16 protein-coding genes are annotated in these 23219 nt (G+C 64.7%); 8 read left to right on the top strand and 8 right to left on the bottom strand.

What is annotated here, in order from left to right; genetic code table 11:
- The first annotated feature begins 281 nt into the window (after positions 1-281).
- The 3 genes from ACEUCR_RS07640 (at position 282) to pepE (ending at position 3600) form a co-directional block, all read left to right on the top strand.
- Entirely contained in the window at positions 282-2117 is a 1836-nt protein-coding gene (locus tag ACEUCR_RS07640; RefSeq protein WP_408789642.1) for a sensor histidine kinase, read from the top strand.
- Between the two features lies 1 nt (position 2118).
- Entirely contained in the window at positions 2119-2730 is a 612-nt protein-coding gene (locus tag ACEUCR_RS07635) for a response regulator transcription factor (protein WP_408789236.1), read from the top strand.
- A gap of 141 nt (positions 2731-2871) precedes the next feature.
- The gene (gene pepE, locus ACEUCR_RS07630) at positions 2872-3600 is read left to right on the top strand and encodes a dipeptidase PepE (RefSeq protein ID WP_408789234.1); all 729 of its coding nucleotides are present in this window, start codon (positions 2872-2874) and stop codon (positions 3598-3600) included.
- Between the two features lie 64 nt (positions 3601-3664).
- On the opposite strand, the gene ACEUCR_RS07625 is transcribed toward pepE, so the two are convergent.
- The 4 genes from ACEUCR_RS07625 to ACEUCR_RS07610 form a co-directional block, all read right to left on the bottom strand.
- Complete coding sequence (locus ACEUCR_RS07625; RefSeq protein WP_408775191.1) at positions 3665-4153, bottom strand: DM13 domain-containing protein; 489 nt, start codon at positions 4151-4153, stop codon at positions 3665-3667.
- 108 nt (positions 4154-4261) lie between these two features.
- The gene (locus tag ACEUCR_RS07620) at positions 4262-5803 is read right to left on the bottom strand and encodes a DHA2 family efflux MFS transporter permease subunit (RefSeq protein WP_408789231.1); all 1542 of its coding nucleotides are present in this window, start codon (positions 5801-5803) and stop codon (positions 4262-4264) included.
- A 1-nt stretch (position 5804) separates the two neighbouring features.
- Positions 5805-6872, bottom strand: coding sequence for an HlyD family secretion protein (locus ACEUCR_RS07615; protein ID WP_408789228.1), 1068 nt, complete (start codon positions 6870-6872; stop codon positions 5805-5807).
- 37 nt (positions 6873-6909) lie between these two features.
- A complete protein-coding gene (locus ACEUCR_RS07610) occupies positions 6910-7338 on the bottom strand; it encodes a MarR family winged helix-turn-helix transcriptional regulator (RefSeq protein WP_408789225.1) in 429 nt (142 codons plus the stop codon).
- A gap of 123 nt (positions 7339-7461) precedes the next feature.
- Between ACEUCR_RS07610 and fumC the strand changes: the two genes are divergently transcribed.
- On the top strand, positions 7462-8853 hold the full coding sequence (gene fumC / locus ACEUCR_RS07605) for a class II fumarate hydratase (protein ID WP_408789223.1): 1392 nt from the start codon (positions 7462-7464) through the stop codon (positions 8851-8853).
- Positions 8854-8972: 119 nt separating this feature from the next.
- Here the strand turns inward: fumC and ACEUCR_RS07600 are convergent, their stop codons facing one another.
- A complete protein-coding gene (locus tag ACEUCR_RS07600; RefSeq protein WP_408775186.1) occupies positions 8973-9410 on the bottom strand; it encodes a VOC family protein in 438 nt (145 codons plus the stop codon).
- Positions 9411-9821: 411 nt separating this feature from the next.
- Between ACEUCR_RS07600 and putA the strand changes: the two genes are divergently transcribed.
- A complete protein-coding gene (gene putA / locus ACEUCR_RS07595) occupies positions 9822-13769 on the top strand; it encodes a trifunctional transcriptional regulator/proline dehydrogenase/L-glutamate gamma-semialdehyde dehydrogenase (RefSeq protein ID WP_408789221.1) in 3948 nt (1315 codons plus the stop codon).
- A gap of 256 nt (positions 13770-14025) precedes the next feature.
- On the opposite strand, the gene alr is transcribed toward putA, so the two are convergent.
- Together alr and dnaB are read right to left on the bottom strand one after the other, a co-directional pair.
- Positions 14026-15099 carry an alanine racemase gene (alr, locus tag ACEUCR_RS07590; protein WP_408789218.1) on the bottom strand — a complete coding sequence of 358 codons (1074 nt, stop codon included), beginning with the start codon at positions 15097-15099 and terminating at the stop codon, positions 14026-14028.
- Positions 15100-15289: 190 nt separating this feature from the next.
- The gene (dnaB, locus tag ACEUCR_RS07585; protein ID WP_041992836.1) at positions 15290-16684 is read right to left on the bottom strand and encodes a replicative DNA helicase; all 1395 of its coding nucleotides are present in this window, start codon (positions 16682-16684) and stop codon (positions 15290-15292) included.
- Positions 16685-16965: 281 nt separating this feature from the next.
- Here dnaB and ACEUCR_RS07580 point away from each other — a divergent pair, with 281 nt between their 5' ends.
- Positions 16966-17820 carry a Tim44 domain-containing protein gene (locus tag ACEUCR_RS07580; protein WP_041992834.1) on the top strand — a complete coding sequence of 285 codons (855 nt, stop codon included), beginning with the start codon at positions 16966-16968 and terminating at the stop codon, positions 17818-17820.
- A gap of 488 nt (positions 17821-18308) precedes the next feature.
- On the opposite strand, the gene ACEUCR_RS07575 is transcribed toward ACEUCR_RS07580, so the two are convergent.
- Positions 18309-20180, bottom strand: coding sequence for a methyl-accepting chemotaxis protein (locus tag ACEUCR_RS07575; RefSeq protein WP_041993805.1), 1872 nt, complete (start codon positions 20178-20180; stop codon positions 18309-18311).
- A 261-nt stretch (positions 20181-20441) separates the two neighbouring features.
- Between ACEUCR_RS07575 and prfB the strand changes: the two genes are divergently transcribed.
- A protein-coding gene (gene prfB, locus ACEUCR_RS07570; RefSeq protein ID WP_111874099.1) for a peptide chain release factor 2 occupies positions 20442-21540 on the top strand; the annotation gives its coding sequence in 2 pieces (ribosomal slippage) (positions 20442-20516 and positions 20518-21540; 1098 coding nt in all).
- A gap of 22 nt (positions 21541-21562) precedes the next feature.
- Entirely contained in the window at positions 21563-23098 is a 1536-nt protein-coding gene (gene lysS / locus ACEUCR_RS07565) for a lysine--tRNA ligase (RefSeq protein ID WP_041992831.1), read from the top strand.
- Positions 23099-23219 lie beyond the last annotated feature (121 nt).

Below are 23219 nucleotides of genomic sequence, written 5' to 3'. Positions count from 1 at the left end.
TCCTTCTGCTGAGCTGGCTTCCCCGAAAGGGGGTTGGGCCGATTGTCCGCAACGCAGGAAGTCGCCTCTATTGTGGTTTTCCACATACCGGGAGCCAGGTTGATCCAGCGCAATAAAACCGGCCCCATAACCGCCAAACTGTGACCAAAGCCCCATTCGTCGCCCATCACGGCGCCAGGGCGGCCCAGCACATCGCCCCGGTGATAGACTGGCCTCCCCATCAGCCGCCCAAGGAGAGCGCCCTGTTCCGTCACGCCCCCTCATCGCCCGCCCGCAAGTCCCTGCCGGCCCTGTTGCTCTGGCTCTGGCTCGCCCCCGCCCTGGCAGGGCCTGTGCCGCCCCAGGCTGAGTCGGCGCTGGCCCGGAGCGAGCCGGTCCGCATAGGGGTGCTGGCAACCCGCGGCCCGGCGCTGGCCAGGGCACAGTGGCAGCCGCTGATGGCGTGGCTGGACGAGCGCGTGCCAGCGCGGCGCTTCGCGCTGGTGCCCCTGGAGCTCGATGCGCTGGCCGAGGCCGTCGCGCAAAGCAGGCTCGACTTTGTCATCACCAACCCGGGCCAGTCGGTGAGCCTGGCGCGCCAGTATCCACTGGCCTGGCTCGCCACCCTCAAGAGCCCGGCGGGGGGTGACAACCTCGCCATCGGCGCCGCCCTGGTGGTGCGCGCCCATGCCCCCTACCTGCACTGGCAGGATCTCGAGGGGCAGCCGGTCGCCGCCGTGTCGGAAAACGCCTTCGGCGGCTACCTCGCCTACCGCTTCGAGGCAGACATGCAGGGGATCAGGCTGGAGCGCTTCTTCTCCGCCGTGCGCTTCACCGGCTTCCCCCTGGACAGGCTCATCGAGCAGCTGGCGGCAGGGGACGTCGCCGCCGCCATAGTGCCGGTCTGCCAGCTGGAGCGCATGGTGCGAGAGGGCAAGGTCGCCGCCTCGGATTTTAGGGTGCTGGACAACCAGGCTCCGGCGGGCTTTGGCTGCCAGAGCTCGACCCGGCTCTACCCGAACTGGGCCTTCGCCCAGACGGAGCAGGCCTCCCCTGCGCTCGCCCTGGCGGTGACGCGAGCGCTGTTCGACCTGCCCGCACACAGCGAGGCGGCCATGGCCGCCGATTCGGCGGGCTGGACAGTGCCCACCAGCCAGCTCGCCATCGACCGCCTGCTCAAGGCGCTGGATCGCCACCCCCTGCAGGGCCCCTGGTGGCAATCGGCCTGGCACTGGCTGCGCCAGCATCAGCAGTGGGGCTGGGGCGCCCTGGCGCTGGTGCTGCTGCTCGGCGGTCACCACCTGCTGCTGCAACGGCTGTTCAACCGCAGCCAGCGCCGACTGCTCGCCACCCGCCAGCAGCTCGAGGAGAAGGGGCGCCAGCTCGAGCAGGCCAGACGCCTCGCCGAACTCGGTGAACTCGGCGCCAACGTGGCCCACGAGATCAACCAGCCTCTCACCGCCATCGCCAACTACAGCCAGGGTGCCCTGCTGCGTCTGGCGAGGCAGGGGCAGGATCCCTCCCAGGAACCCCTGCGCCAGGCCCTTGAGCAGATAGGGCTCCAGGTCCAGCGCATCACCCAGACCGTCAACCGGCTGAGATCCCGGCTGCAGAAGCGCCCCCGCCAAGCCGAGCCCACGGACCTGGTCGCCCTGGTGGAGGGGCTGCAACCCCTGCTCGGTCAGATGTTGACCCCCCTCGGGGTCGTCTTCACCCTGCGCTGGCTGGGGCAGCCACGCCTGCTCCCTCTGGATGGCACCGGGGTGGAGCAGTTGCTGATGAACCTCATCAAGAATGGCGCCGAGAGCGCGGCCCGAACGGACGGTCCAGCGGCGCAAAGGGCTGAGCCGGGCCGGGTCGAGCTGCTTGTCTCCTTCGAGGCGGAGCTATTGGTCCTGGAGATCCGCGACAACGGCCCCGGACTGAGGATGCCAGAGGCCTGGCTGCAACAGGCGTTTCACAGCGACAAGGACGACGGCATGGGGCTGGGTCTCGCCATCTGCCGGGACGTGGTCGAGTCTCATCGTGGCCAGCTCGCCTTGAGCAACCTGAACCCCCACGGCTGCCTGGCCCGGGTGACCCTGCCCGCCCCTCGGCAGCAGCCTGGGGCCGCGTCCCCTCTCAATCCAAGGAGCTGATATGCAGTCCACTGACCGCCCTCCCCTCTACCTGGTCGATGACGACCAGGCCGTGCTCGACTCCCTGCGCTTCATGCTGGAGAGCTGTGACGAGCGGCCGCTGCACTGCTTTGCCGATGGCGAGCGCTTCCTGGCCGAGGTCGATCTGCGCCTGCCCGCCTGCCTCATCCTGGATTGCCGCATGCCGGGGCTGTCGGGCCCCGAGGTGCAGCAGCGGCTGAAGGCGGCCCAAAGCCCCATCGCCATCCTGTTTCTCACCGGCCACGGTGAGGTGCCCCTGGCGGTGGAATCCCTCAAGCAGGGGGCGGTGGATTTCTTGCAAAAGCCGGTGCAGCTGGCCCCTTTGCTCGCCGCCATGGCGCGGGCCGAGCAGGCGACCCTGGCCGCGGCGGCGCGGCTTGCCCACCGACACGCTTTCGAGCGGCTCACCCCCCGCGAGCACCAGCTGTTGCAGCTCATCGCCCGGGGTCACAAGAATCAGCAGATAGCGCAGGATCTCTGCATCTCGGTGCGCACCGTCGAGGTGTGCCGCGCCAGCCTGATGAAGCGCCTAGAGGTGGGCTCCTTGGCCGAGCTGATGCTGCGCTATGCGGCGGTCAACGGGCAGCCCTGACTGGCCCACGCCATGGGCAAACCCAATCCCGGGACACAAAACGCGGCGAGATCACACACTCGGTACCGTCTTGGGGGTAGAGTAGCCCCTTCCCTTTATCAGGACGGACCGAGGTCCTGCGCATTATTTCGAGGAGACATCATGGAACTGCTTCTGCTCAGCAACGGCAAAACCACAGAACACCCGGGCCTGCTCGGCTGGGCCCGCGACCGGGTGCAGACCCTGCTCGCCCGCAAACAGGTCAAGCGCATCCTGCTCATCCCCTATGCGGTGATCCGCAGCGACTGGGATGCCCGCGCCCAGGATCTCACCGAGAGCCTGGGGGTGGAGACCATCAGCATCCACCAGTTCGACGATCCCGTGGCGGCCATCCATCAGGCAGACGCCATCTTCATCAGCGGCGGCAACACCTGGCGCCTGAACCAGCTGCTGCACGAATACGGCCTGGTAGTGCCCATACAGCGCGCCGTGCGCGAACGGGGCGTGCCCTATGTGGGCTGGAGCGCAGGTTGCAACGTGGCGACGCCGAGCATTCGCACCACCAACGACATGCCGGTGTGCAGCGCCGCCGTGCTGCCGGCGCTGGGCCTGTTCCCGCTGCAGATAAATCCCCACTATCTGGACGCCAGCATCAGCGGCCACATGGGGGAGACCCGGGACGAGCGGCTCGCCGAGTTCTGCGCCATCAACCCGAGCGAGTTCGTGGTGGCCCTGCGCGAAGCCAGCCTGCTGCAGATCAGCGGCGAGACAGTCGAGTACTGGAGCGTGCGCGGCGAGGGCTTCAAAATCTTCAAGCACGGCGAGGCGATCCAGGAGCATGAGGACGCCGCTCCCCTGGCCGCCCTCACCCCCTTCACCCCCAAGATCTGAGTCAGGGGCGCTGCAATGAAAAGAGGGATGGCCAGGGCCATCCCTCTTTTCACCTGGCATGGGGTCACAACCCGGCGCTGCCCTGATACTGGGCGGCGCTGATGAATTTGCCAAACGACTCGCACCATATGATGGCGGTGGTGTAGGTATCCGGATTGACATGACCGGGCACGGAGATCACGAAGCTGTCGAAGCTGCGCACATCCCCTACCAGCGCCATCTTGTCCTTGAGCGCCAGGAAGTCCGCCTCCGTCTCGACGAAGGTCGGTGAGAGATAGAGCTTGTAGTCCGGCCCCGGGGCCATCTCCCCCACCATGGCAATGGCATGATCACCCACGAACAACCTGCCCTGCGCCCAATGCAAGGGGTCGCTGCCCGCCAGCTCCCGGCGAAACGTCCCCTGGTAGTGCGCGGCATCCTGGGCCAGTTGCAGGCTCGCCTGGGCAGGGGTATGAGACTGCGCCACCAGGATTGGCAAGGCATAGATGCCCGCCATGAAGCCCAGCACAGCCACCAGACCATGGGATACCAGATTTCTTGCCAACCGCGCCATCCTTGCGCTCTCCTTGTGCTCGTGCCCCCATGAACAGGGCACCATGATGATCCGCAGACACCGTCATGGGATATCCATCCGGCCCTGTCCGACAAGACTCTATCAGCATCAATCCAGCAGGGGTACCCCCTCCCCGGTGCTCCCGTCTCGTCTGGGTGACTTGAGCAACAGCACCAGCGGAATGGCGCACAGGCTGACCCACATCATCAGGCGGAAGTCCTGCAGGTAGGCGAGCAGGCTGGCCTGGCGAGTCACCTCGCCATTGAGCTCCACCAGCCCCTTGACCGTGTCCAGCTTGGCGATCTCGCCGCTCTGATGCAGCGCCATGTTGAACGGATTGATGTAGGAGGCGAACACCTCGTGATTCATCTGGGTGCGCTGGGCCAGGTAGGTGATCACCACAGAGATGCCGATGCTGCTGCCGATGTTGCGCACCAGGCTGAACAGGGCCGTGCCCTCGTTGCGATAGCGCGGCGCCAGGGTCGCGAAGGTGATGGTGGAGAGGGGCACGAAGATGAAGCCGAGCCCCAGCCCCTGGATGATGCCTGTGCGCACTATGTCCCAGCTGCCGATATCGGTATTGAACAGGGTCATCTCCCACATGGAGAGGCTGGTGAGCAGCAAGCCCAGCAGGATCAGGATGCGTACATCCACCCGGCCCGACAGCCGACCCACCAGCATCATGGCGAACATGGTCCCCACCCCGCGCGGGGCCAGCAGGTAGCCCACATCGATCACCGGATAGCCCATCAACCCCTGCATGAAGGGGGGCAGCAGGGTCATGGTCGCCAGCAGTATGATGCCGACGATAAAGATAAACACCAGGCCGACGCTGAAGTTGCGATCCCGAAACAGGGCCGGCTCTATGTAGGGATGCTTGTGGGTGAAGATGTGCACCACGAACAGATAGAAGGCCATCACCATCAGGGCGGTCTCGATCACTATCTCCCGGCTGGCGAACCAGTTCTGGGACTCCCCGCGGTCCAGCGCCATCTGCAGCGCCCCTATGCCGAGACTGAGCAGGGCGAACCCCAGCAGATCGAACCGGCGGCTGGCATCGATCTTCGTCTCCTCGATGAAGGCGGCAAGCCCGAACCAGGCCAGCAGGCCGAACGGCAGGTTGATGTAGAAGACCCAGCGCCAGTTGTAGTACTCGGTGAGCCAGCCCCCGAGAGACGGCCCCAGGATGGGGCCCACCATGACCCCTACGCCCCACATCGCCATGGCGGAGCCGTGCTTCTCGGGGGGATAAGTATCGAGCAGCACCGCCTGGGAGAGGGGCACCAGGCTGGCGCCGAAGATCCCCTGCAGTAGACGGAACAGCACTATCTGATCCAGGCTCTGGGCCGCGCCGCACAGCATGGAGGCGACGGTAAAGCCCGCCACCGACCACATGAACAGTCTTTTGCGGCCAATTCTTGCCGAGATGAAACCGGTCAGCGGCATGAAGATGGCGGCCGCCACTATGTAGGAGGTGAGCACCCAGGAGATCTGATCCTGAGTCGCCCCCATGGCACCCTGCATGTGGGGCAGGGCCACGTTGGCGATGGTGGTGTCCAGCGCCTGCATGATTGTGGCCAGCATCACCGACAATGTGATGAAGGTGCGGCGGGAGACTTGGCCGGCCTGCCCTGTGGCTGCACTCGTCATATCAACCTCGACCTGACAGGCCGGGCAGGGTGCGCTGGTGGCCGGTGTCAATCTCGGCGGTGGCGCTCAGGCCGGCGCGCAGGGTGGGCAGATCCGCCCCCTCCTCCAGCTTGATCCGCACCGCGACGCGCTGGGCGATCTTGACCCAGTTGCCGGTGGCGTTCTGGGCCGGGATCACCGAGAACTCGGAGCCGGTGGCCGGGCTCAGGCTCTCCACTACCCCGTGCCAGCGGGCGTCCGGGTAGGTGTCCACGCTGATGTCCACCTTCTGACCCGGCTGCACATGGGTCAGCTCCGTCTCGGTGAAGTTTGCCTCCACCCAGGGGGTGTCGGTCTCCACCAGCATCATGGCGGTCATGCCCACTATGCTGTACTGGCCGGGCTTGGGCAGCTGGCTGGCGATGCCGTTGGCGGGGGCATAGATGGTGGTGCGGGCCAGATCCAGCCTGGCCTTGGCCAGCTCGGCGGCGGCTTCCCGGTAGGCGGGCTGCTGCTCCACCGGCAGGTTGACGTCGCCGCTGAGGGAAGCCTCTATCTTCTTGAGTCCCTCCTCCAGCGCCACCTGCTGCTGGCCTGTCTGTATGGTGAGCTGGCGGGCGTCATCGTAGTTGGCGGTGGAGGTGAAGTGCCTGGCCACCAGATCCGCCTGACGACGCTCCTCCTTCAGGGCATAGGCATGGCGAGTGCGGGCCACGGCAATCTCCGCCTGCTGGCCGCGATAGCTGGTCTGCAGCGCCACCAGGTCGGTGCGCACCTTGGCGAGTTCCGCCTCGGCCTTGGTCACGGCGACCTGGAAGGACTCGGGATCCAGTTCGAACAGCGGCTGACCGGCCTTGACCTGCTGGTTTTCGGCGACGAACACCTTGGCCACCCGGCCCAGCACCTCGGTGCTGATGGGCACCTTGTCCGCCTTCACATAGGCGTTGTCCGTCTCCACATAGCGTCCGCCATGCAGATAGATGGCGCCCGCCCCGAGCAGGGCCAGCGCCGGCACCACCACCAGCAACAGCAGGCGGGTACGGCGTCGGTTGGCCGCGGGACGGGAGGAAGAGGGGGAATCAGTGGTCATGATATGGCTCCACGTTGGTTGGCATCACAGGAAAACATCAGAGGTGGCCCAGGTTGGTACGCAGGATCTTGAGGGAGCGGCACAGCGCATCCGTCGCCTCCTCCCCCAGCTCGCCGATGGCTCTCTGATGCACCTGATCCGAGGCCTGCTTGATCATCGCCAGATAGGGGGTCGCGGCCTCGGTCAGAAACAGCTGATGGGCTCGTCTGTCATGGGGGTCGCTGCGCCGCTCCACCAGGCCGCTCTCCGCCAGCTGATCGAGCTGGCGGGCCAGGGTGATGGGCTGGATATCGAGCCGATCCGCCAGATCCACCTGACGGATCCCCTCGCTGCGGGCGATGTGCACCAGGGCGCGGGCCTGGGCCAGGGTAAGGCAGCTCCCTTCCAGCTGCTGCTGGAACTGGCGGCGCATCAGACGCTGGACGTCGCCGATGAGAAAGCCAAGGGTGTCGGGTTGTTGGCTCATAGTACGCAACCTATATAGTAAGCTTTACTTATTATAAGCAATACAGTGTCATGTGCAAGCTGGCCCCGACCGCCGTTTGGGTTCATGCTGGGGAACACCCCTCTCATCGGCAGGAGAATCCCCATGAACATCAGGATGGAACGAGACAGCCTGGGAGAGATAGCCGTCCCAGCGGACAGGCTCTGGGGGGCCCAGACCCAGCGCTCCCTGCACCACTTCAACATCTCGGGAGAATGCCAGCCCATGGCGATCATTCATGCCCTGGCCCGGATCAAGCAGGCCTGCGCCCGAGCCAATCTGAGCCTGGGCCTGCTCAACTATCAGGTGGCCGAGGCCATCATGGCCGCCGCCGCCGAGGTGCTGGCGGGGCGCCATGATGAGGAGTTTCCCCTGGTGGTGTGGCAGACAGGTTCCGGCACCCAGACCAACATGAACCTCAACGAGGTGCTGGCGAACCGGGCCAGCGAACTGCTGGGGGGCCCGAGGGGAGAGGGGCGTCTGGTGCATCCCAACGACGAGGTGAACAAGAGCCAGTCCAGCAACGACGTCTTCCCGAGTGCCATGAACCTGGCGGCGGTCACCGCCATCAGGGGCCAGCTGCTGCCAGCCCTCATCACCCTCAGAGAGACCCTGGCCGACAAGGCCGCCGCCTTCGACGACATCGTCAAGATTGGCCGCACTCATTTGCAGGACGCCACCCCCCTCACCCTGGGCCAGGAGATCTCCGGCTGGGTCGCCCAGCTCGCACAGGGTGAGCGTCACATCCGGGCCGCCCTGCCCCATCTGTGCGAACTGGCGCTCGGCGGCACCGCGGTGGGCACCGGTCTGAACTGCCCCCCCGGCTTTGCCGAGGCGGTGGCCAGGGAGCTCGCCAGCCAGACGGGGTTGCCCCTCGTCACGGCGCCGAACAAGTTCGAGGCCCTGGCGGCGAGCGACGCCCAGGTTTACGCCCACGGCGCCCTCAAGACGCTGGCGGCTTCTCTCATGAAGATCGCCAACGACGTGCGCTGGCTGGCGAGCGGCCCCCGCAGCGGGCTGGGGGAGCTCATCATCCCCGAGAACGAGCCCGGCTCCTCCATCATGCCGGGCAAGGTCAACCCGACCCAGAGCGAGGCACTCACCATGCTCTGCGCCCAGGTGATGGGCAACGACGTGGCCATCAACATCGGCGGGGCCAGCGGCAACTTCGAGCTCAACGTGTTCAGGCCGATGATCGCCTACAACTTCCTGCAGAGCGTGCGGCTGCTGGCGGATGGCATGCAGAGCTTCCACGATCACTGCGCCGTGGGCATCGCTGCGAACCGGGCGCGCATCGACGAACTGCTCTCCCGCTCCCTGATGCTGGTGACGGCCCTCAACCCCCATATCGGCTATGACAAGGCGGCCGAGATCGCCAAACTGGCGCACCATCAGGGGCTGAGTCTGCGGGAGGCGGCCATCGCCTCGGGCCACCTCAGCGCGGAGCAGTTCGACGCCTGGGTGGTGCCCGCCGACATGGTGGGTCGGCAGCCATAGGCCATCTCAGCCCTCTGGGAGTCAGATACCGGTGCCTACCCAGATGGAGGGACCAGGTAAATGGAGGCGGTTACCAGCAGAAAGGGCGCCATAGCGCCCTTTTCATTGCAGATCTGCCGTCAGGTCTTGCTCTGGCAGTTAAACATCCAGCGGGTGCCGAACTTGTCCACCAGGGATCCGAAATAGTCGCCCCAGAACATCTCCGCCAGCGGCATCTCCACCTGGCCCCCCTCCCCCAGGGCCGCAAACAGGCGGTCGGTCTCGGCCCGACTGTCCGGCTCCAGGTTGAGGTAGCTGTTGTTGCCCTGCACCAGGGTAAACCCCATGCTGGCCGGGGCATCCGTGCCCATCAGCACGTGGCCGCCGAGGATGGGCAGTGCCACATGCATCACCAGCTCCCCGTCTTCCTGTGACAGAGGGGGCTGGCCCGGGCAACCCGGAGACTCCTTGAACCTGTGGATGGGGCCGTCAAACTCGCCGCCGAACACCTCCCGATAGAAGAGGAAGGCCGCCTCCGTCTCCCGGGCAAAATTGAGATAGGTACTGACACGCGCCATGGGTTTCTCCTTGATCACCAATAGCTGGCCCCTGTGGCCAGCTAACAGCATAGAAGAGCACGGGGTGCTGTCAGGTGGCGATCCGGCGCCCCTCCCCGCATGGGGTGCAGGGAATGGCCCGCTCGCTGGCCTCGCTTCGGTCGCACCAGCAAAAAACGCAACCCGATTTGCAAAAGGTTGCACCTCATATCCAGCATTCATAAGGTGCATTGCCAACCCATTAATAATGCTGTGAAAAGGGGACAAGCGGCAGATTTGAAGAGAGCCTGATGGAGACCGGATTCATGGAAGAATTCAACAATGTAACCAATACATTAAAATTTCTTGCTTGAAGGTTGCACCTGGTTGCACCATCATCGGCGAAATTTAACCGTCCGGTAATATTGTTACCTTCTAGACACAGGAAGTCCCATGGCCACTACCACCCTCGGCGTCAAACTCGATGAAGCGACCCGCGACCGCCTCAAGCAGGCTGCGCAGACCCTGGATCGCACCCCCCACTGGCTGATCAAGCAAGCCATCTTCACCTATCTGGAGCAGCTGGATCGCGGTCTGACCCCGCCCGAGCACTCCGGGCTGGCTGCCGCCGCCGGGGAAGAGGCCGTCGAGACCCTGACCGAGCAGGGCATCCAGGTCTTCCTCGAGTTTGCCGAGAGCATTCTGCCCCAGTCCGTGCTGCGGGCCGCCATCACGGGGGCTTATCGTCGCCCCGAGACCGAGGCCGTCCCCATGCTGCTGGAGCAGGCCCGTCTGCCCAGGGAGAAGGCTGACGCGACCCAGAAGCTGGCCATGGGCATCGCCGAGAAGCTGCGCAACCAGAAGAGCGCCAGCGGCCGTCAGGGCCTGGTGCAGGGGCTGCTGCAGGAGTTCTCCCTCTCCTCCCAGGAAGGGGTTGCCCTGATGTGCCTGGCGGAGGCGCTGCTGCGCATCCCCGACAAGGCGACCCGGGATGCCCTGATCCGCGACAAGATAAGCGGCGGCAACTGGAGCCAGCACCTGGGCCAGAGCACCTCACTGTTCGTCAACGCCGCCTCCTGGGGCCTGCTCATCACCGGCAAGCTGGTGGCCACCCATAACGAGGCGGGCATGAACAGCTCCCTCAAGGGGCTGATCGGCAAGGGGGGTGAGCCGCTCATCCGCAAGGGCGTCGACATGGCGATGCGCCTGATGGGTGAGCAGTTCGTCACCGGCGAGACCATCGCCGAGGCGCTGGCGAACGCAGGCGGCATGGAGAGCAAGGGGTTCCGCTACTCCTACGACATGCTGGGGGAAGCGGCCCTGACCGAGGAGGACGCAAAACGCTATCTCGCCTCCTACGAGCAGGCCATCCACGCCATCGGCAAGGCCTCCCACGGTCGCGGCATCTACGAGGGGCCGGGCATCTCCATCAAGCTCTCCGCCCTGCATCCGCGCTACAGCCGCGCCCAGTACGATCGCGTCATGGAGGAGCTCTACCCCACCCTGCTGGGGCTGACCCAGCTCGCCAGGCAGTACGACATCGGCATCAACATCGACGCCGAGGAGGCCGATCGGCTGGAGATCTCCCTCGATCTGCTGGAAAAACTCTGCTTCGATCCGTCCCTCGCCGATTGGAACGGCATCGGTTTCGTCATCCAGGCCTACCAGAAGCGCTGCCCCTATGTGATCGACTATGTCATCGATCTCGCCAAGCGCAGCCGTCACCGCCTGATGATCCGCCTGGTGAAGGGCGCCTACTGGGACAGCGAGATCAAGCGCGCCCAGCAGGAAGGGCTGGAAGGCTACCCGGTCTATACCCGCAAGCCCTACACGGACGTCTCCTACCTCGCCTGCGCCCGCAAGCTGCTGGCGGTGCCCGAGGCCATCTATCCCCAGTTCGCCACCCACAACGCCCACTCCCTGTCTGCCATCTATCAGCTGGCGGGTCAGAACTACTACCCGGGCCAGTACGAGTTCCAGTGCCTGCACGGCATGGGTGAACCGCTCTACGAACAGGTGGTCGGCAAGGTGGCCGACGGCAAGCTGGGTCGCCCCTGCCGCATCTATGCCCCGGTGGGCAGCCACGAGACCCTGCTCGCCTACCTGGTGCGCCGCCTGCTGGAGAACGGGGCCAACACCTCTTTCGTCAACCGCATCGCGGACAACAACATCTCCCTCTCGGATCTGGTGCAGGATCCGGTGCAGCAGATCGAGCAGATGGCCGCCCGTGAAGGGGCCCTGGGTCTGCCCCATCCTCGCATCCCCCTGCCCCGGGATCTCTACGGCGAGGCGCGCCCGAACTCTGCAGGTCTGGATCTCGCGAACGAGCACCGCCTGGGGTCACTCTCCGCCGCCCTGCTCGCCAGCACCAACACCGTCTATCAGGCCGTGCCCATTCTGGGTTGCGACACCGAGGCGCCGACCCAGTTCCAACCCGTGGTCAACCCGGCGGATCACCGCGATGTCGTCGGTCAGGTGACCGAAGCCACGGTAGCGCAGGTGGACAAGGCTCTCGCCTGCTCCCTCACGAGCGGCCAGATCTGGCAAGCGACCCCCCCTGCCGAGCGGGCCGCCGTGCTGGAGCGCGCCGCCGATCTGATGGAGTCCGAGCTGCAACCCCTGATGGGCCTGCTGGTGCGCGAATCCGGCAAGACCTTCGCCAACGCCATCGCCGAGGTGCGCGAGGCGGTGGACTTCCTGCGCTACTACGCCGCCCAGGCGCGCAACCACTTCGCCAATGACACCCACAGACCGCTCGGCCCCGTGGTCTGCATCAGCCCCTGGAACTTCCCGCTGGCCATCTTCAGCGGCCAGGTGTGCGCGGCCCTGGCCGCCGGCAATACGGTGCTGGCCAAGCCTGCCGAGCAGACCCCCCTCATCGCGGCGCAAGCGGTGCGCATCCTGCTGGAAGCTGGGGTACCCGCCGGTGCGGTGCAACTGCTGCCGGGCCGCGGTGAGACCGTGGGCGCGGCCCTCATCGCGGACGAACGGGTGCGCGGCGTCATGTTCACCGGCTCCACCGAGGTGGCGGGCATCATCTCCCGCAACCTGGCCGGTCGCCTCGACGCCCAGGGTCGCACCATTCCCCTCATCGCCGAGACCGGCGGCCAGAACGCCATGATCGTCGACTCTTCCGCCTTGACCGAACAGGTGGTGATGGATGTCATCTCCTCGGCGTTCGACAGCGCCGGTCAGCGCTGCTCCGCCCTGCGAGTGCTGTGCGTGCAGGATGACGTGGCGGATCGGGTGATCCGGATGCTCAAGGGCGCCATGGCCGAGTACAAGGTCGGCAGCCCCGAGCACCTCTCCACCGACATCGGCCCCGTCATCGACGCCGAGGCCAAGGCCAACATAGAGCGCCACATCAAGGCCATGGGCGACAAGGGGCGCAAGGTGCACCAGATCGCTCGCACCCAGGGGGATGCCTGCAGCCGCGGCACCTTCGTGCTGCCGACCCTGATCGAGCTCGACAGCCTGGACGAACTGGGACGCGAAGTGTTCGGCCCCGTGCTGCACCTGGTCCGCTACCCGCGCACCCGGCTCGGGGAGCTGCTCGCGCAGATCAACGGCAGCGGCTACGGCCTGACCCTGGGGGTTCATACCCGCATCGACGAGACCATCGCCCAGGTGGTCAACACCGCCAAGGTCGGCAACCTCTACGTCAACCGCAACATAGTGGGCGCCGTGGTCGGGGTGCAGCCGTTCGGCGGCGAAGGGCTCTCCGGCACCGGTCCCAAGGCCGGTGGCCCGCTCTACATGTATCGCCTGCTCGGCGCCCGTCCCCAGGAGGCGGTGGCCAACCAGCTGCATCAGGAGTCCGGTGCCCTGCACGCCGAGGCGAAAGCCCCCCTCTTGGCCCTGCGCGACTGGGCGAGCAAGCAGGATCCGGCCCTCGCCGCCCTGTGCGATCACTACTCCGCACTCTCCCAGAGCGGCCGTACCCAGTTGCTGACCGGCCCCACCGGCGAGCGCAACAGCTACAGCCTGCTGCCCCGGGAACGGGTGCTCTGCCTGGCAGAAGATAAGGCAGACCTGCTGGCCCAGCTGGCCGCCTGTCTGGCGGTCGGCAGCCAGGTGCTGCTGCCGGACGATGCCCAGACCCGCTCCCTGCTCTCTTCCCTGCCGACCGAGGTGCGGGATCCCATCGCCCTGGTGGCGGACTGGGCCACGGGGGAGACGGACTTCGATGCCCTGCTGCACCACGGTGACTCGGATCAGCTGCGGGAGGTGAGCAAGCTCGCCGCCGCGCGCCAGGCGGCCCGTAACGGCGCCATCATAGGCGTGCACGGCCTGCACCGCGGCGAGACCGACATCCCGCTGGAGCGCCTGCTCATCGAGCACGCCCTCTCGGTCAACACCGCCGCCGCCGGTGGCAACGCCAGCCTGATGACCATCGGCTAAGCGCCGAACCGTTCCCTGAATCCAAGCCCCGCTTATGCGGGGCTTGTTCTTTCGTCTCTGGGACACGCCCATGAAAAAGGCCGCCCTTATCGGGGCGGCCTTTTTGTTCTCCCTTCTCCCCTCGCGGGAGAAGGGTTGGGGATGAGGGGCAACTCGCCTACACATACTCCATAAAGACGCGGGAAGTGAGCTTGGTGATGAGCTCATAGGGGGAAGATCGTGCCTATCTCCTCGACCGCCATCCCGAGTCAAAGTGTTAGACGTACTCCATAAAGACTCTGGACGTCAGCTTGGTGATGAGCTCATAGGGAATGGTGCCGATCTGGTCGGCCACCCGCTCCACCGGCAGCCCTTCCCCCCAGAGCACCGCCTCGTCACCGGCCTTGTCGGTGGCGCCGGGACCGAGATCCACAGTGGTCATGTCCATGGAGACCCGTCCCACCAGGGGCACGATGCGGCCATTGACCAGCACTGGCGTGCCGTTGGGGGCCATGCGCGGATAACCGTCGCCATAGCCGATGGCAATCACCCCGAGCCGGGTATCGCGGGTCGACACCCAGTTGGCGCCATAGCCTACCGGCTCGCCCGCCTTGTGCTCCCGCACCGCGATGAGCTGGGTCTTGAGGGTCATCACCGGCTTGAGGTCGTAATCGGCCGCCACCGTGTTGGGGAAAGGGGAGACGCCGTAGAGGATGACGCCCGGGCGCACCCAGTCGCAGTGGGAATCCGGCCACGCCAGGATGCCTGCCGAGTTGGCCATGGCGCGCTCGCCCAACAGCGGCGCGGTCAGCTGGCTGAACAAGTCAATCTGCTCGCGGGTGGCGGGTTGCTCCAGCTCATCGGAGCGGCTGAAGTGGGTCATGACGTTGAACGGCTGCACCAGGTTCTTGCACTTGCCGAGGCGCTCAATAAAGGCAGGCATCTCGTCGGCCCGCACGCCGAGCCGGTGCATGCCGGTGTCGAGCTTGAGCCAGGCCACCACGGGGGCGGGCAGCTCGGCCTTCTCCAGCGCCTCGAGCTGCTCCCAGGTGTGCACCGCGGTCTGCAGGTTGTTGGCCGCCAGCACCGGCAGGTCGGCGGCGCTGAAGAAGCCCTCCAGCAGCACTATGGGCTTGACCACGGCGCAGGAGCGCAGCATCAGCGCCTCTTCGATGCGGGCTACCGCGTAGGCGTCCGCATCCACCAGGGTGCGGGCGACCGGCAGCAGGCCGTGGCCGTAGGCGTTGGCCTTGACCACGGCGATGATCTTGCATTGGGGGGCGTGGCGCTTGACCACGGCGAGGTTGTGGCGCAGGGCCGCTGTATTGATCTGGGCGATAGCCGCTTTCATCTGTTTTCCCTTACGAGGGCATGATAATCAGGCACCGGGTGGTGTCAGCCCTCAAATCTCATCGTCTAAGGCCGGACCGGCAGAATTGTCGAACCGGGAAAACAAGCCCTGACGGTCGGCCACTATCTGAGTTGGCCATCGGTCAGGGCAGTTGCAGTGATGGCTACGCAGCCCTCACCTTGGGTTTACATCAATAGTCATCATCAAACGCAGGACCCGCGTAGTTGTCAAAGCGCGAGAACTGGCCCTGGAAGGTGAGCCGCACCCGGCCTATGGGGCCGTTACGCTGCTTGCCGATGATGATCTCGGCGATCCCCTTGTCGGGACTGTCATCGTGATAGACCTCGTCGCGGTAGATGAACATGATCAAATCCGCATCCTGCTCGATGGAGCCCGATTCCCGCAGGTCCGAGTTGACCGGCCGCTTGTCGGCCCGCTGTTCCAGGCTTCGGTTCAGCTGGGAGAGCGCCACCACAGGGCATTGCAGCTCTTTGGCCAGGGCCTTGAGGGAGCGGGAGATCTCACCTATCTCCAGGGTCCGGTTGTCGGAGAGCGCGGGCACCCGCATCAGCTGCAGGTAGTCGATCATGATCATGGAGAGGCCGCCGTGCTCGCGGGCGATGCGCCGGGCACGGGAGCGCACGTCGGTCGGGGTCAGGCCGGAGGCGTCGTCTATGTACATCTTGCCCTTCTCGAGCAGCAGCCCCATGGTGGAGGAGAGGCGGGCCCAATCCTCGTCGTCGAGCTGGCCGGTCCGCACCTTGGTCTGGTCGATGCGCCCCACAGAGGCGAGCATACGCATGATGATCTGCTCGGAGGGCATCTCCAGGGAGAAGATGAGCACCGGCTTGTCGGCGGTGAGGGCCGCGTGCTCGCACAGGTTCATGGCAAAGGTGGTCTTGCCCATGGAGGGGCGGGCCGCGACGATGACGAGATCCGAGCGCTGCAGGCCGGCGGTCATCTTGTCCAGATCGTTGTAGCCCGACGAGACGCCGGTCACCCCGTTGTGGGGGGTCTTGAACAGCTCCTCAATCTTGTCGACGGTCTGTTCGAGAATGAGCTTCAAGGGCTGGGGACCCTCGTTGGCGCTGGTGCGCTGCTCGGCGATCTTGAATACCTTGCTCTCGGCGAGATCCAGCAGATCGCCGGAGGTACGGCCCTGGGGCTCGTAGCCCGCCTCGACTATCTCGTTGGCGACCGAGATCATCTCCCGCACCACGGCGCGCTCGCGCACGATTTCGGCGTAGGCGCTGATGTTGGCGGCGCTCGGGGTGTTCTTGGCGATCTCCACCAGATAGGCGAAACCACCGGCCTCCTCCAGCTGCTCGGAACGCTCCAGCTCCTCCTGCAGGGTGATGAGGTCGATGGGGTTGCCGGCGTTGGAGAGCCTGTCCATGGCCTGGAAGATCAGCCTGTGGGGTCGGCTGTAGAAGTCCTTGTCGATCACCCGCTCGGCCACCCGATCCCAGGCCTCGTTGTCCAGCATCAGGCCGCCCAGTACGGACTGCTCTGCCTCGAAGGAGTGGGGGGGAACTTTCAGCTGTTGTGTCTTGGCGTCTTTTTTCGCCGTCACTTGCTCTGCCATACACCTAAAAACCGCAGCGGGAAGGGGACGGGAATTTTACAAAAGAAAGCCCGCCACCGCGAGCGCTAATCTGGCGAGGAACCGGATCGGCCCGCGCCGCCCTTGCCAGGGAGGCACCACTCGGGCAGGCTGTCTCCCCCTTACTTCGTTCATGAACAATTCATGCCTGGGATGTTACTCCTAGCGCCAAGCTGCGCCACATTGCGGGACTGGCAGCCTGCCATGCGCCTTGCCACTAGCGGGACATGCCCCACCCATAGCTGAGAGTGAAACGCGTCAAAATGAAAAAAATGCTGACCCTGTTTGCCCTGATCCTGGCCATTGGCCTGGGGGCTCCCATCGCCGAAGCCAAGAAATTTGGCGGCGGCAAATCCTTTGGCAAGAGCTACAAGACGGCGCCGGCCCAACCGGCGGCCAAGCCTGTGGACAACAAGAATCCGACCCTGGGCGCGCAAGCGGCTCCCAAGAAGAGCGGCATGATGGGCGGCCTGCTGGGCGGCTTGCTGGCCGGTGGCCTGTTCGCCTACCTGCTGGGCAGCGGCGCCTTCGAAGGTCTGCAGGGCATGGACATGCTGCTGATAGCGGCTCTGGCCCTCGGCGCCTTCTTCCTGATCCGCGCCCTGCGCCGCAGCAAGGCGGCCCAGATGTCACCCCAGCAGCGCACGGCCTATGCCGGCTACCAGCCTCAGGCCCCCCAGCAGTTCGAGCAGAGCGCCAGCGCCCCGCAGGCGACCGGTTTCGCCGACAGCGACGTGCCCTTCCGCCTGCCGCCGGGCTTTGACATGAACGGTTTCCTGTCCGGTGCCCGCGATCACTACCGTACCCTGCAAGAGGCCTGGAACCAGAACGATCTGGAGAAGATGCGCGAGTACGTCAGCCCCGAGCTGTTCGAGCAGCTCAAGGCGGAGCGCGCCGAGCTCTCCGGCGAGCAGCATACCGAAGTCATGTACGTGGACACCCAGCTGGTGCGCGCCGACCACGGCAGCGACTGGGCCCAGGTGAGCGTGCGCTTCAGCGGCCGCTACATGGACCGTCAGGAGCAGGTCGAGGAAGATATCAAAGAGGTGTGGCACCTGGAGCGCAATCTGGCCAAGGCCGGCGCCCCCTGGCATATCGTGGGTATCGAGCAGCTCTGATCCCGCGCTCTGCATGCTGAAAAGGCGACCTTGCGGTCGCCTTTTTCATTGCCGGGGGCTGCCAGCGCCTTCGCTTTCGGCCCTGTCATGCGTCACGCAAGGCTGCATCCTCTGCGCCCTGGGCCCTGCGAGACCAGGGTACGCCCGCAATAACATCCCGGGATGCGTGATCTGACCCGCCTCACCCTCCCCCGCTCATGCCATGCTGCCCCGCGGGCTCAGGCACTCGGCACAGATGCTGGCACGGCAATGCCCTGGGCCGCGCCATGGCAACACCGTCCTCGCGGCAGGCCACCGCGAGCCAGGCAACAGACCGAGCTCCCAAACGGACATGAGTGCTCTCCCCATGGCTCCTCGAAAGTCACCAGCAATCGGCGCCTGGGCCGGGCGGCATGGAAGCCAGCCCCTTTGCCCGGCCCCTCTCCCCCAGATTCGGCCATAAAAAAAGAGCCCTCCCGGGCTCTTTCTCATGACGCTGACCTTGTGCCTCAGAGGATAAAGGTCGACACCTGCTTGCTCAGATCCGTGGCCCGGCCCTTGAGGCTGTGGGCCTGATCCAGATCGCGCATGGCGGAGGCGGTGATCTCGTCGGTCACGTCCTTGATCGCCGTGGTGTTCTGGGTGATCTCGCCGGTTACCTGGGTCTGCTCCTCGGCGGCGGTCGCTATCTGGCCCGCCATGTCGGAAATGAGGGACACGGCCTGGGTGATCTCTTCGAGCGCGGCGGCGGCGGCATCGGCATCCTGCACGCTGTTGTCCGCCAGACCCTGGCTGGTCTGCATCAGGCTGACCGCACGGGCCGTGGTCTGTTGCAGCGTCTCTATGGTGGACTGGATCTCCTGGGTGGAGTCCTGGGTGCGGCGCGACAGCACCCGCACCTCGTCCGCCACCACGGCGAAACCGCGGCCCTGCTCACCGGCACGGGCGGCCTCGATGGCGGCGTTGAGCGCCAGCAGGTTGGTCTGCTCGGCGATGCCCTGGATGGTGGAGAGGATGCCGGAGATGGCCTGGGCGTGGCGACTCAGCTCGCCGATCACCTCGGTCGCCTGCCCCACTTCACTGGCCAGGCTGTTGATCGATTGCCGGGTCTGGTTCACCAGCTGCTTGCCCTGTTCACTGCTCTGGGTCGACTGCTGGGCCGCCGCCGCCGTGTTTTCGGCGTTGCCGGCGATCTCCATGGTGGCGCTGGCCATCTCGGTGACGGCAGTGGCGACCATGGTCACCTCCTGCTGCTGGCGCTGCAGCTCTTCCACCGCGGCCTGGTTGGTGACCAGACTGCGCTCCGCGTCCGCGTCCAGCTCGTGGGCCAGGTTGCGAATGTGGCCAATCAGCTGATGCTGGCTGCCTACGAAGCGGTTGAAGCTGTCCGCCAGCTGACCCACCTCGTCATTGGCATCTATCTTGATGCGCTGGGTCAGGTCGCCGTTGCCGTCGGCGATGCGGGCCAGGGCCTGGGAGACCTTGACCAGGGGGCCCAGCAGCAGGCTGACCAGCCAGGAGATGGCGAGTATGCTGCCCACCAGCACCACCAGCGCCATGGCCAGCTGGGTCATCAGCAGGGAGGAGAGGGGCGCCTCCAGGGTTCCCTTGTCCAGCACCAGTACCAGCTCCCAGTCGGTGCCCGGCACATCGACCGCCAGCAGCAGCTTGTCGCGGCCTTCGCCATCAAAGTAGGCTGGCACCAGGCTCTGGCTCGCCTTGCTCTGATCGATCAGGGCATTGGTGAGATCGTTGTCGATCTCGGTGGCCGGCTTCATCGCCTTGGCGGCATCCTTGTAGGCGATGACGGTGCCGTCCTTGTGCATCATGATGGCAAAACCGTCGGCGGGCAGCTTCATCTTGGTGATGTCTTCCACCAGGGCCGCGATGGAGAGATCCCCCCCCACCACGCCGCCCTGGGCCGGCTGGGCCAGGGTGACCACCATGACGTTGTAGGCCACGTCCAGGTACGGCTTGGTCACTATCATGCCGCCCTTGGCCATGGCTTCCTGATACCAGCCGCGGGAGCGGGGATCATAGCCGTCACGGTTGATGGAAGGGTCGGAGTCATGCATCTTGCCGCTGCCCTCACCAAAATAGGTGAGCTGAAAACGGCCGGAGACCTGGGCCTGCTGCAGGGCATCGAGGGGTTGGGCACTCGCCTTGTTGCCCAGGGCCTGGATGACGTCCCGGCGGGCCGCGAGCCAGTCACTGACACTCTGGGCCTGCTGGTCGCCCAGACGCAGCACCTGCTCCTGACTGCCTTGCAGCAACTGGTTTTTCTGGCTGGAGTAGCTCTGCCAGGAGAGCAGCAGGATCACCAGCGAGAGGGCGATCACCACAGATAACAGTATCTTCTGCTTGAGTGAGAGGTTTTTCATCATGTGTGCTTCTTATGTCAGGAAGAGAGTGTGCCCACCGATGCCATCGGCATCCTAGTCTTGCAGCAATGAATAGCGGCCGGTTGCGGAAAATCTGAACCCGGATCTTGCCAACCCGGCAAATTTTTCGCCCCCGCGGCCAAAAATGCACCACTCATTGCACCATCGAAGACGACAAGGGCGGGGCAACCCTGTTTATTCCTTCCACAATTGGCTAGAATATCCCGTTTTTAAATCACATCGACCCCGAGAGTTTTCACGATGTTTGAAGTCAATCCTGTATTAAACAAGCTTAAGGAGCTGTCTGAGAGGACCGAGCTGCTTAGGGGGTACCTTTGACTATGACGCCAAGAAAGAGCGTCTAGAAGAGGTCAATGCCGAGCTGGAACAGCCGGACGTCTGGAATGAACCCGAGCGTGCCCAGGCCCTTGGCAAGGAGCGCGTCGCGCTGGAAAACGTGGTCGGCACAATCGACACCTTGACCCAGGGCGCCGACGACGTGGCCATGCTGGTCGAGCTGGCCGTGGAAGGCGAGGACGAGGACACCTTCAATGAAGCCGTGGCCGAAGCCGACGGGCTGGAGGCCAAGCTGGTGGATCTCGAGTTCCGCCGCATGTTCTCCGGCCAGCACGACGCCTCCGACTGCTATATCGACATTCAGTCCGGCTCCGGCGGCACCGAGGCCCAGGACTGGGCCAACATGGTGCTGCGCATGTACCTGCGCTGGGGCGATGCCCACGGCTACAAGCCCGAGCTCATCGAATGCTCCGAAGGGGACGTGGCCGGCATCAAGTCCGCCACCATCAAGTTCACCGGCGAGTATGCGTTCGGCTGGCTGCGCACCGAGACCGGCGTCCACCGTCTGGTACGGAAATCGCCGTTCGATTCCGGTGGCCGTCGTCACACCTCGTTCTGCTCCGTGTTCGTCTATCCCGAGATCGATGACGACATCGACATCGAGATCAACCCGGCGGATCTGCGCATCGACGTCTACCGCGCCTCCGGTGCCGGTGGTCAGCACGTCAACCGAACCGAGTCCGCAGTGCGTATCACCCACATCCCGACCGGGGTGGTGGTGCAGTGCCAGAACGACCGTTCCCAGCACAAGAACAAAGATCAGTGTATGAAGCAGCTGAAGGCCAAGCTCTACGAGCTGGAAATTCAGAAGCAGAATGCCGAGAAGCAAGCCCTGGAAGAGACCAAGTCCGACATCGGCTGGGGCAGCCAGATCCGCTCCTACGTGCTCGATGACGCCCGTATCAAGGATCTGCGCACCGGCGTCGAGACCCGCAACACCCAAGGGGTGCTCGACGGCGATCTGGACAAGTTTATCGAAGCCAGCCTGAAGTCAGGCCTGTAAACACAGAACAGCAGGAATCACCATGTCTGAACAAACCACCACTGCGGAAGTCGATCAATCACTCGAACTCAACAACGAGATGACTGAGCGTCGTTCCAAGCTGGCCGCCTTGCGCGCCCAGGGCAATCCCTTCCCCAACGATTTTCGTCGTGACAGCCTCTCCGGCGATCTGCACGCCGAGTTCGGTGACAAGAGCAGCGATGAGCTGGTCGCCCTGGGTAAACGGGTATCGATCGCCGGTCGCATCATGACCCGCCGGATCATGGGCAAGGCATCGTTTGCGACTCTGCAGGACATGGCTGGCAAGATCCAGATCTACGTGACCCGTGACGACCTGCCGGAAGGCTTCTACAACGAGCAGTTCAAGAAGTGGGATCTCGGTGACATCGTCGGTGTCGAAGGTACCCTGTTCAAGACCCAGACCGGCGAGCTCTCCGTCCACGTCGAAGCCATCCGCCTGCTGACCAAGGCCCTGCGCCCGCTGCCCGAGAAGCACAAGGGGCTGACCGACCAGGAAGCCCGCTGCCGTCAGCGTTACCTGGATCTCATCGCCAACGAAGAGTCCCGCAAGACCTTCGTGACCCGTACCAAGGTGGTGGCAGGTATCCGCAAGTTCCTGAACGACAAGCGTTTCATGGAAGTGGAAACCCCCATGATGCAGGTCATCCCGGGTGGCGCCTCCGCCCGTCCCTTCGTCACCCACCACAATGCGCTGGACATCGACATGTACCTGCGTATCGCCCCCGAGCTCTATCTGAAGCGTCTGGTGGTCGGTGGCTTCGAGCGTGTCTACGAGATCAACCGCAACTTCCGCAACGAAGGCATCTCCGTTCGCCATAACCCCGAGTTCACCATGCTCGAGTTCTATATGGCCTACGCCGACTACATCGATCTGATGGATCTCACCGAGGAGATGCTGCGCACCCTGGCCCAGGACATCCTGGGGGACACCAAAATCCGTTACGCCAAAGAGGGCGAAGAGGGTCTGACCATCGATTTCGGTCAGCCGTTCCAGCGTCTCTCCATGGTGGACTCCATCCTGAAGTACAACCCGGATGTGACCCGTGACGATCTGGCCACCCTGGAGAAGGCCACCGCCGTCGCCAAGGGCCTGAAGATCGAGCTGATGAAGAGCTGGGAGCTGGGCCACGTGATCACCGCGATCTTCGAAGAGACGGTGGAACACATGCTGCTGCAACCGACCTTCATCACCGAGTACCCGGCCGCCGTCTCCCCGCTGGCCCGTCGCAACGACCAGAACCCGGACGTGACCGACCGCTTCGAATTCTTCATCGGCGGCCGCGAGCTGGCCAACGGCTTCTCCGAGCTGAACGATGCGGAAGATCAGGCCGAGCGCTTCCAGGCTCAGGTTGACCAGAAAGCCGCAGGGGACGACGAAGCCATGTTCTACGACGCCGACTTCGTCACCGCGCTGGAACACGGCCTGCCCCCCACTGCCGGTCAGGGCATAGGTATCGACCGTCTGGTGATGCTGTTCACCAACAGCCACACCATCCGCGATGTCATCCTGTTCCCGGCCCTGCGTCCGCAGAAATAAGGTCCGCAGACGGCAAGCTGTCAGGCCAATCCTGACAGCCAGTGCAACGAGAGGCTCCGCCATGGCGGGGCCTCTTTTTTATGGTTACATCATGACAATGGCATTCCATGGACCTCAGCCA

Origin of the sequence: Aeromonas bivalvium, from assembly GCF_046078285.1 — a bacterium.
Lineage (GTDB): Bacteria > Pseudomonadota > Gammaproteobacteria > Enterobacterales > Aeromonadaceae > Aeromonas > Aeromonas bivalvium.
This window is presented reverse-complemented; position numbering and strand designations above follow the sequence as displayed.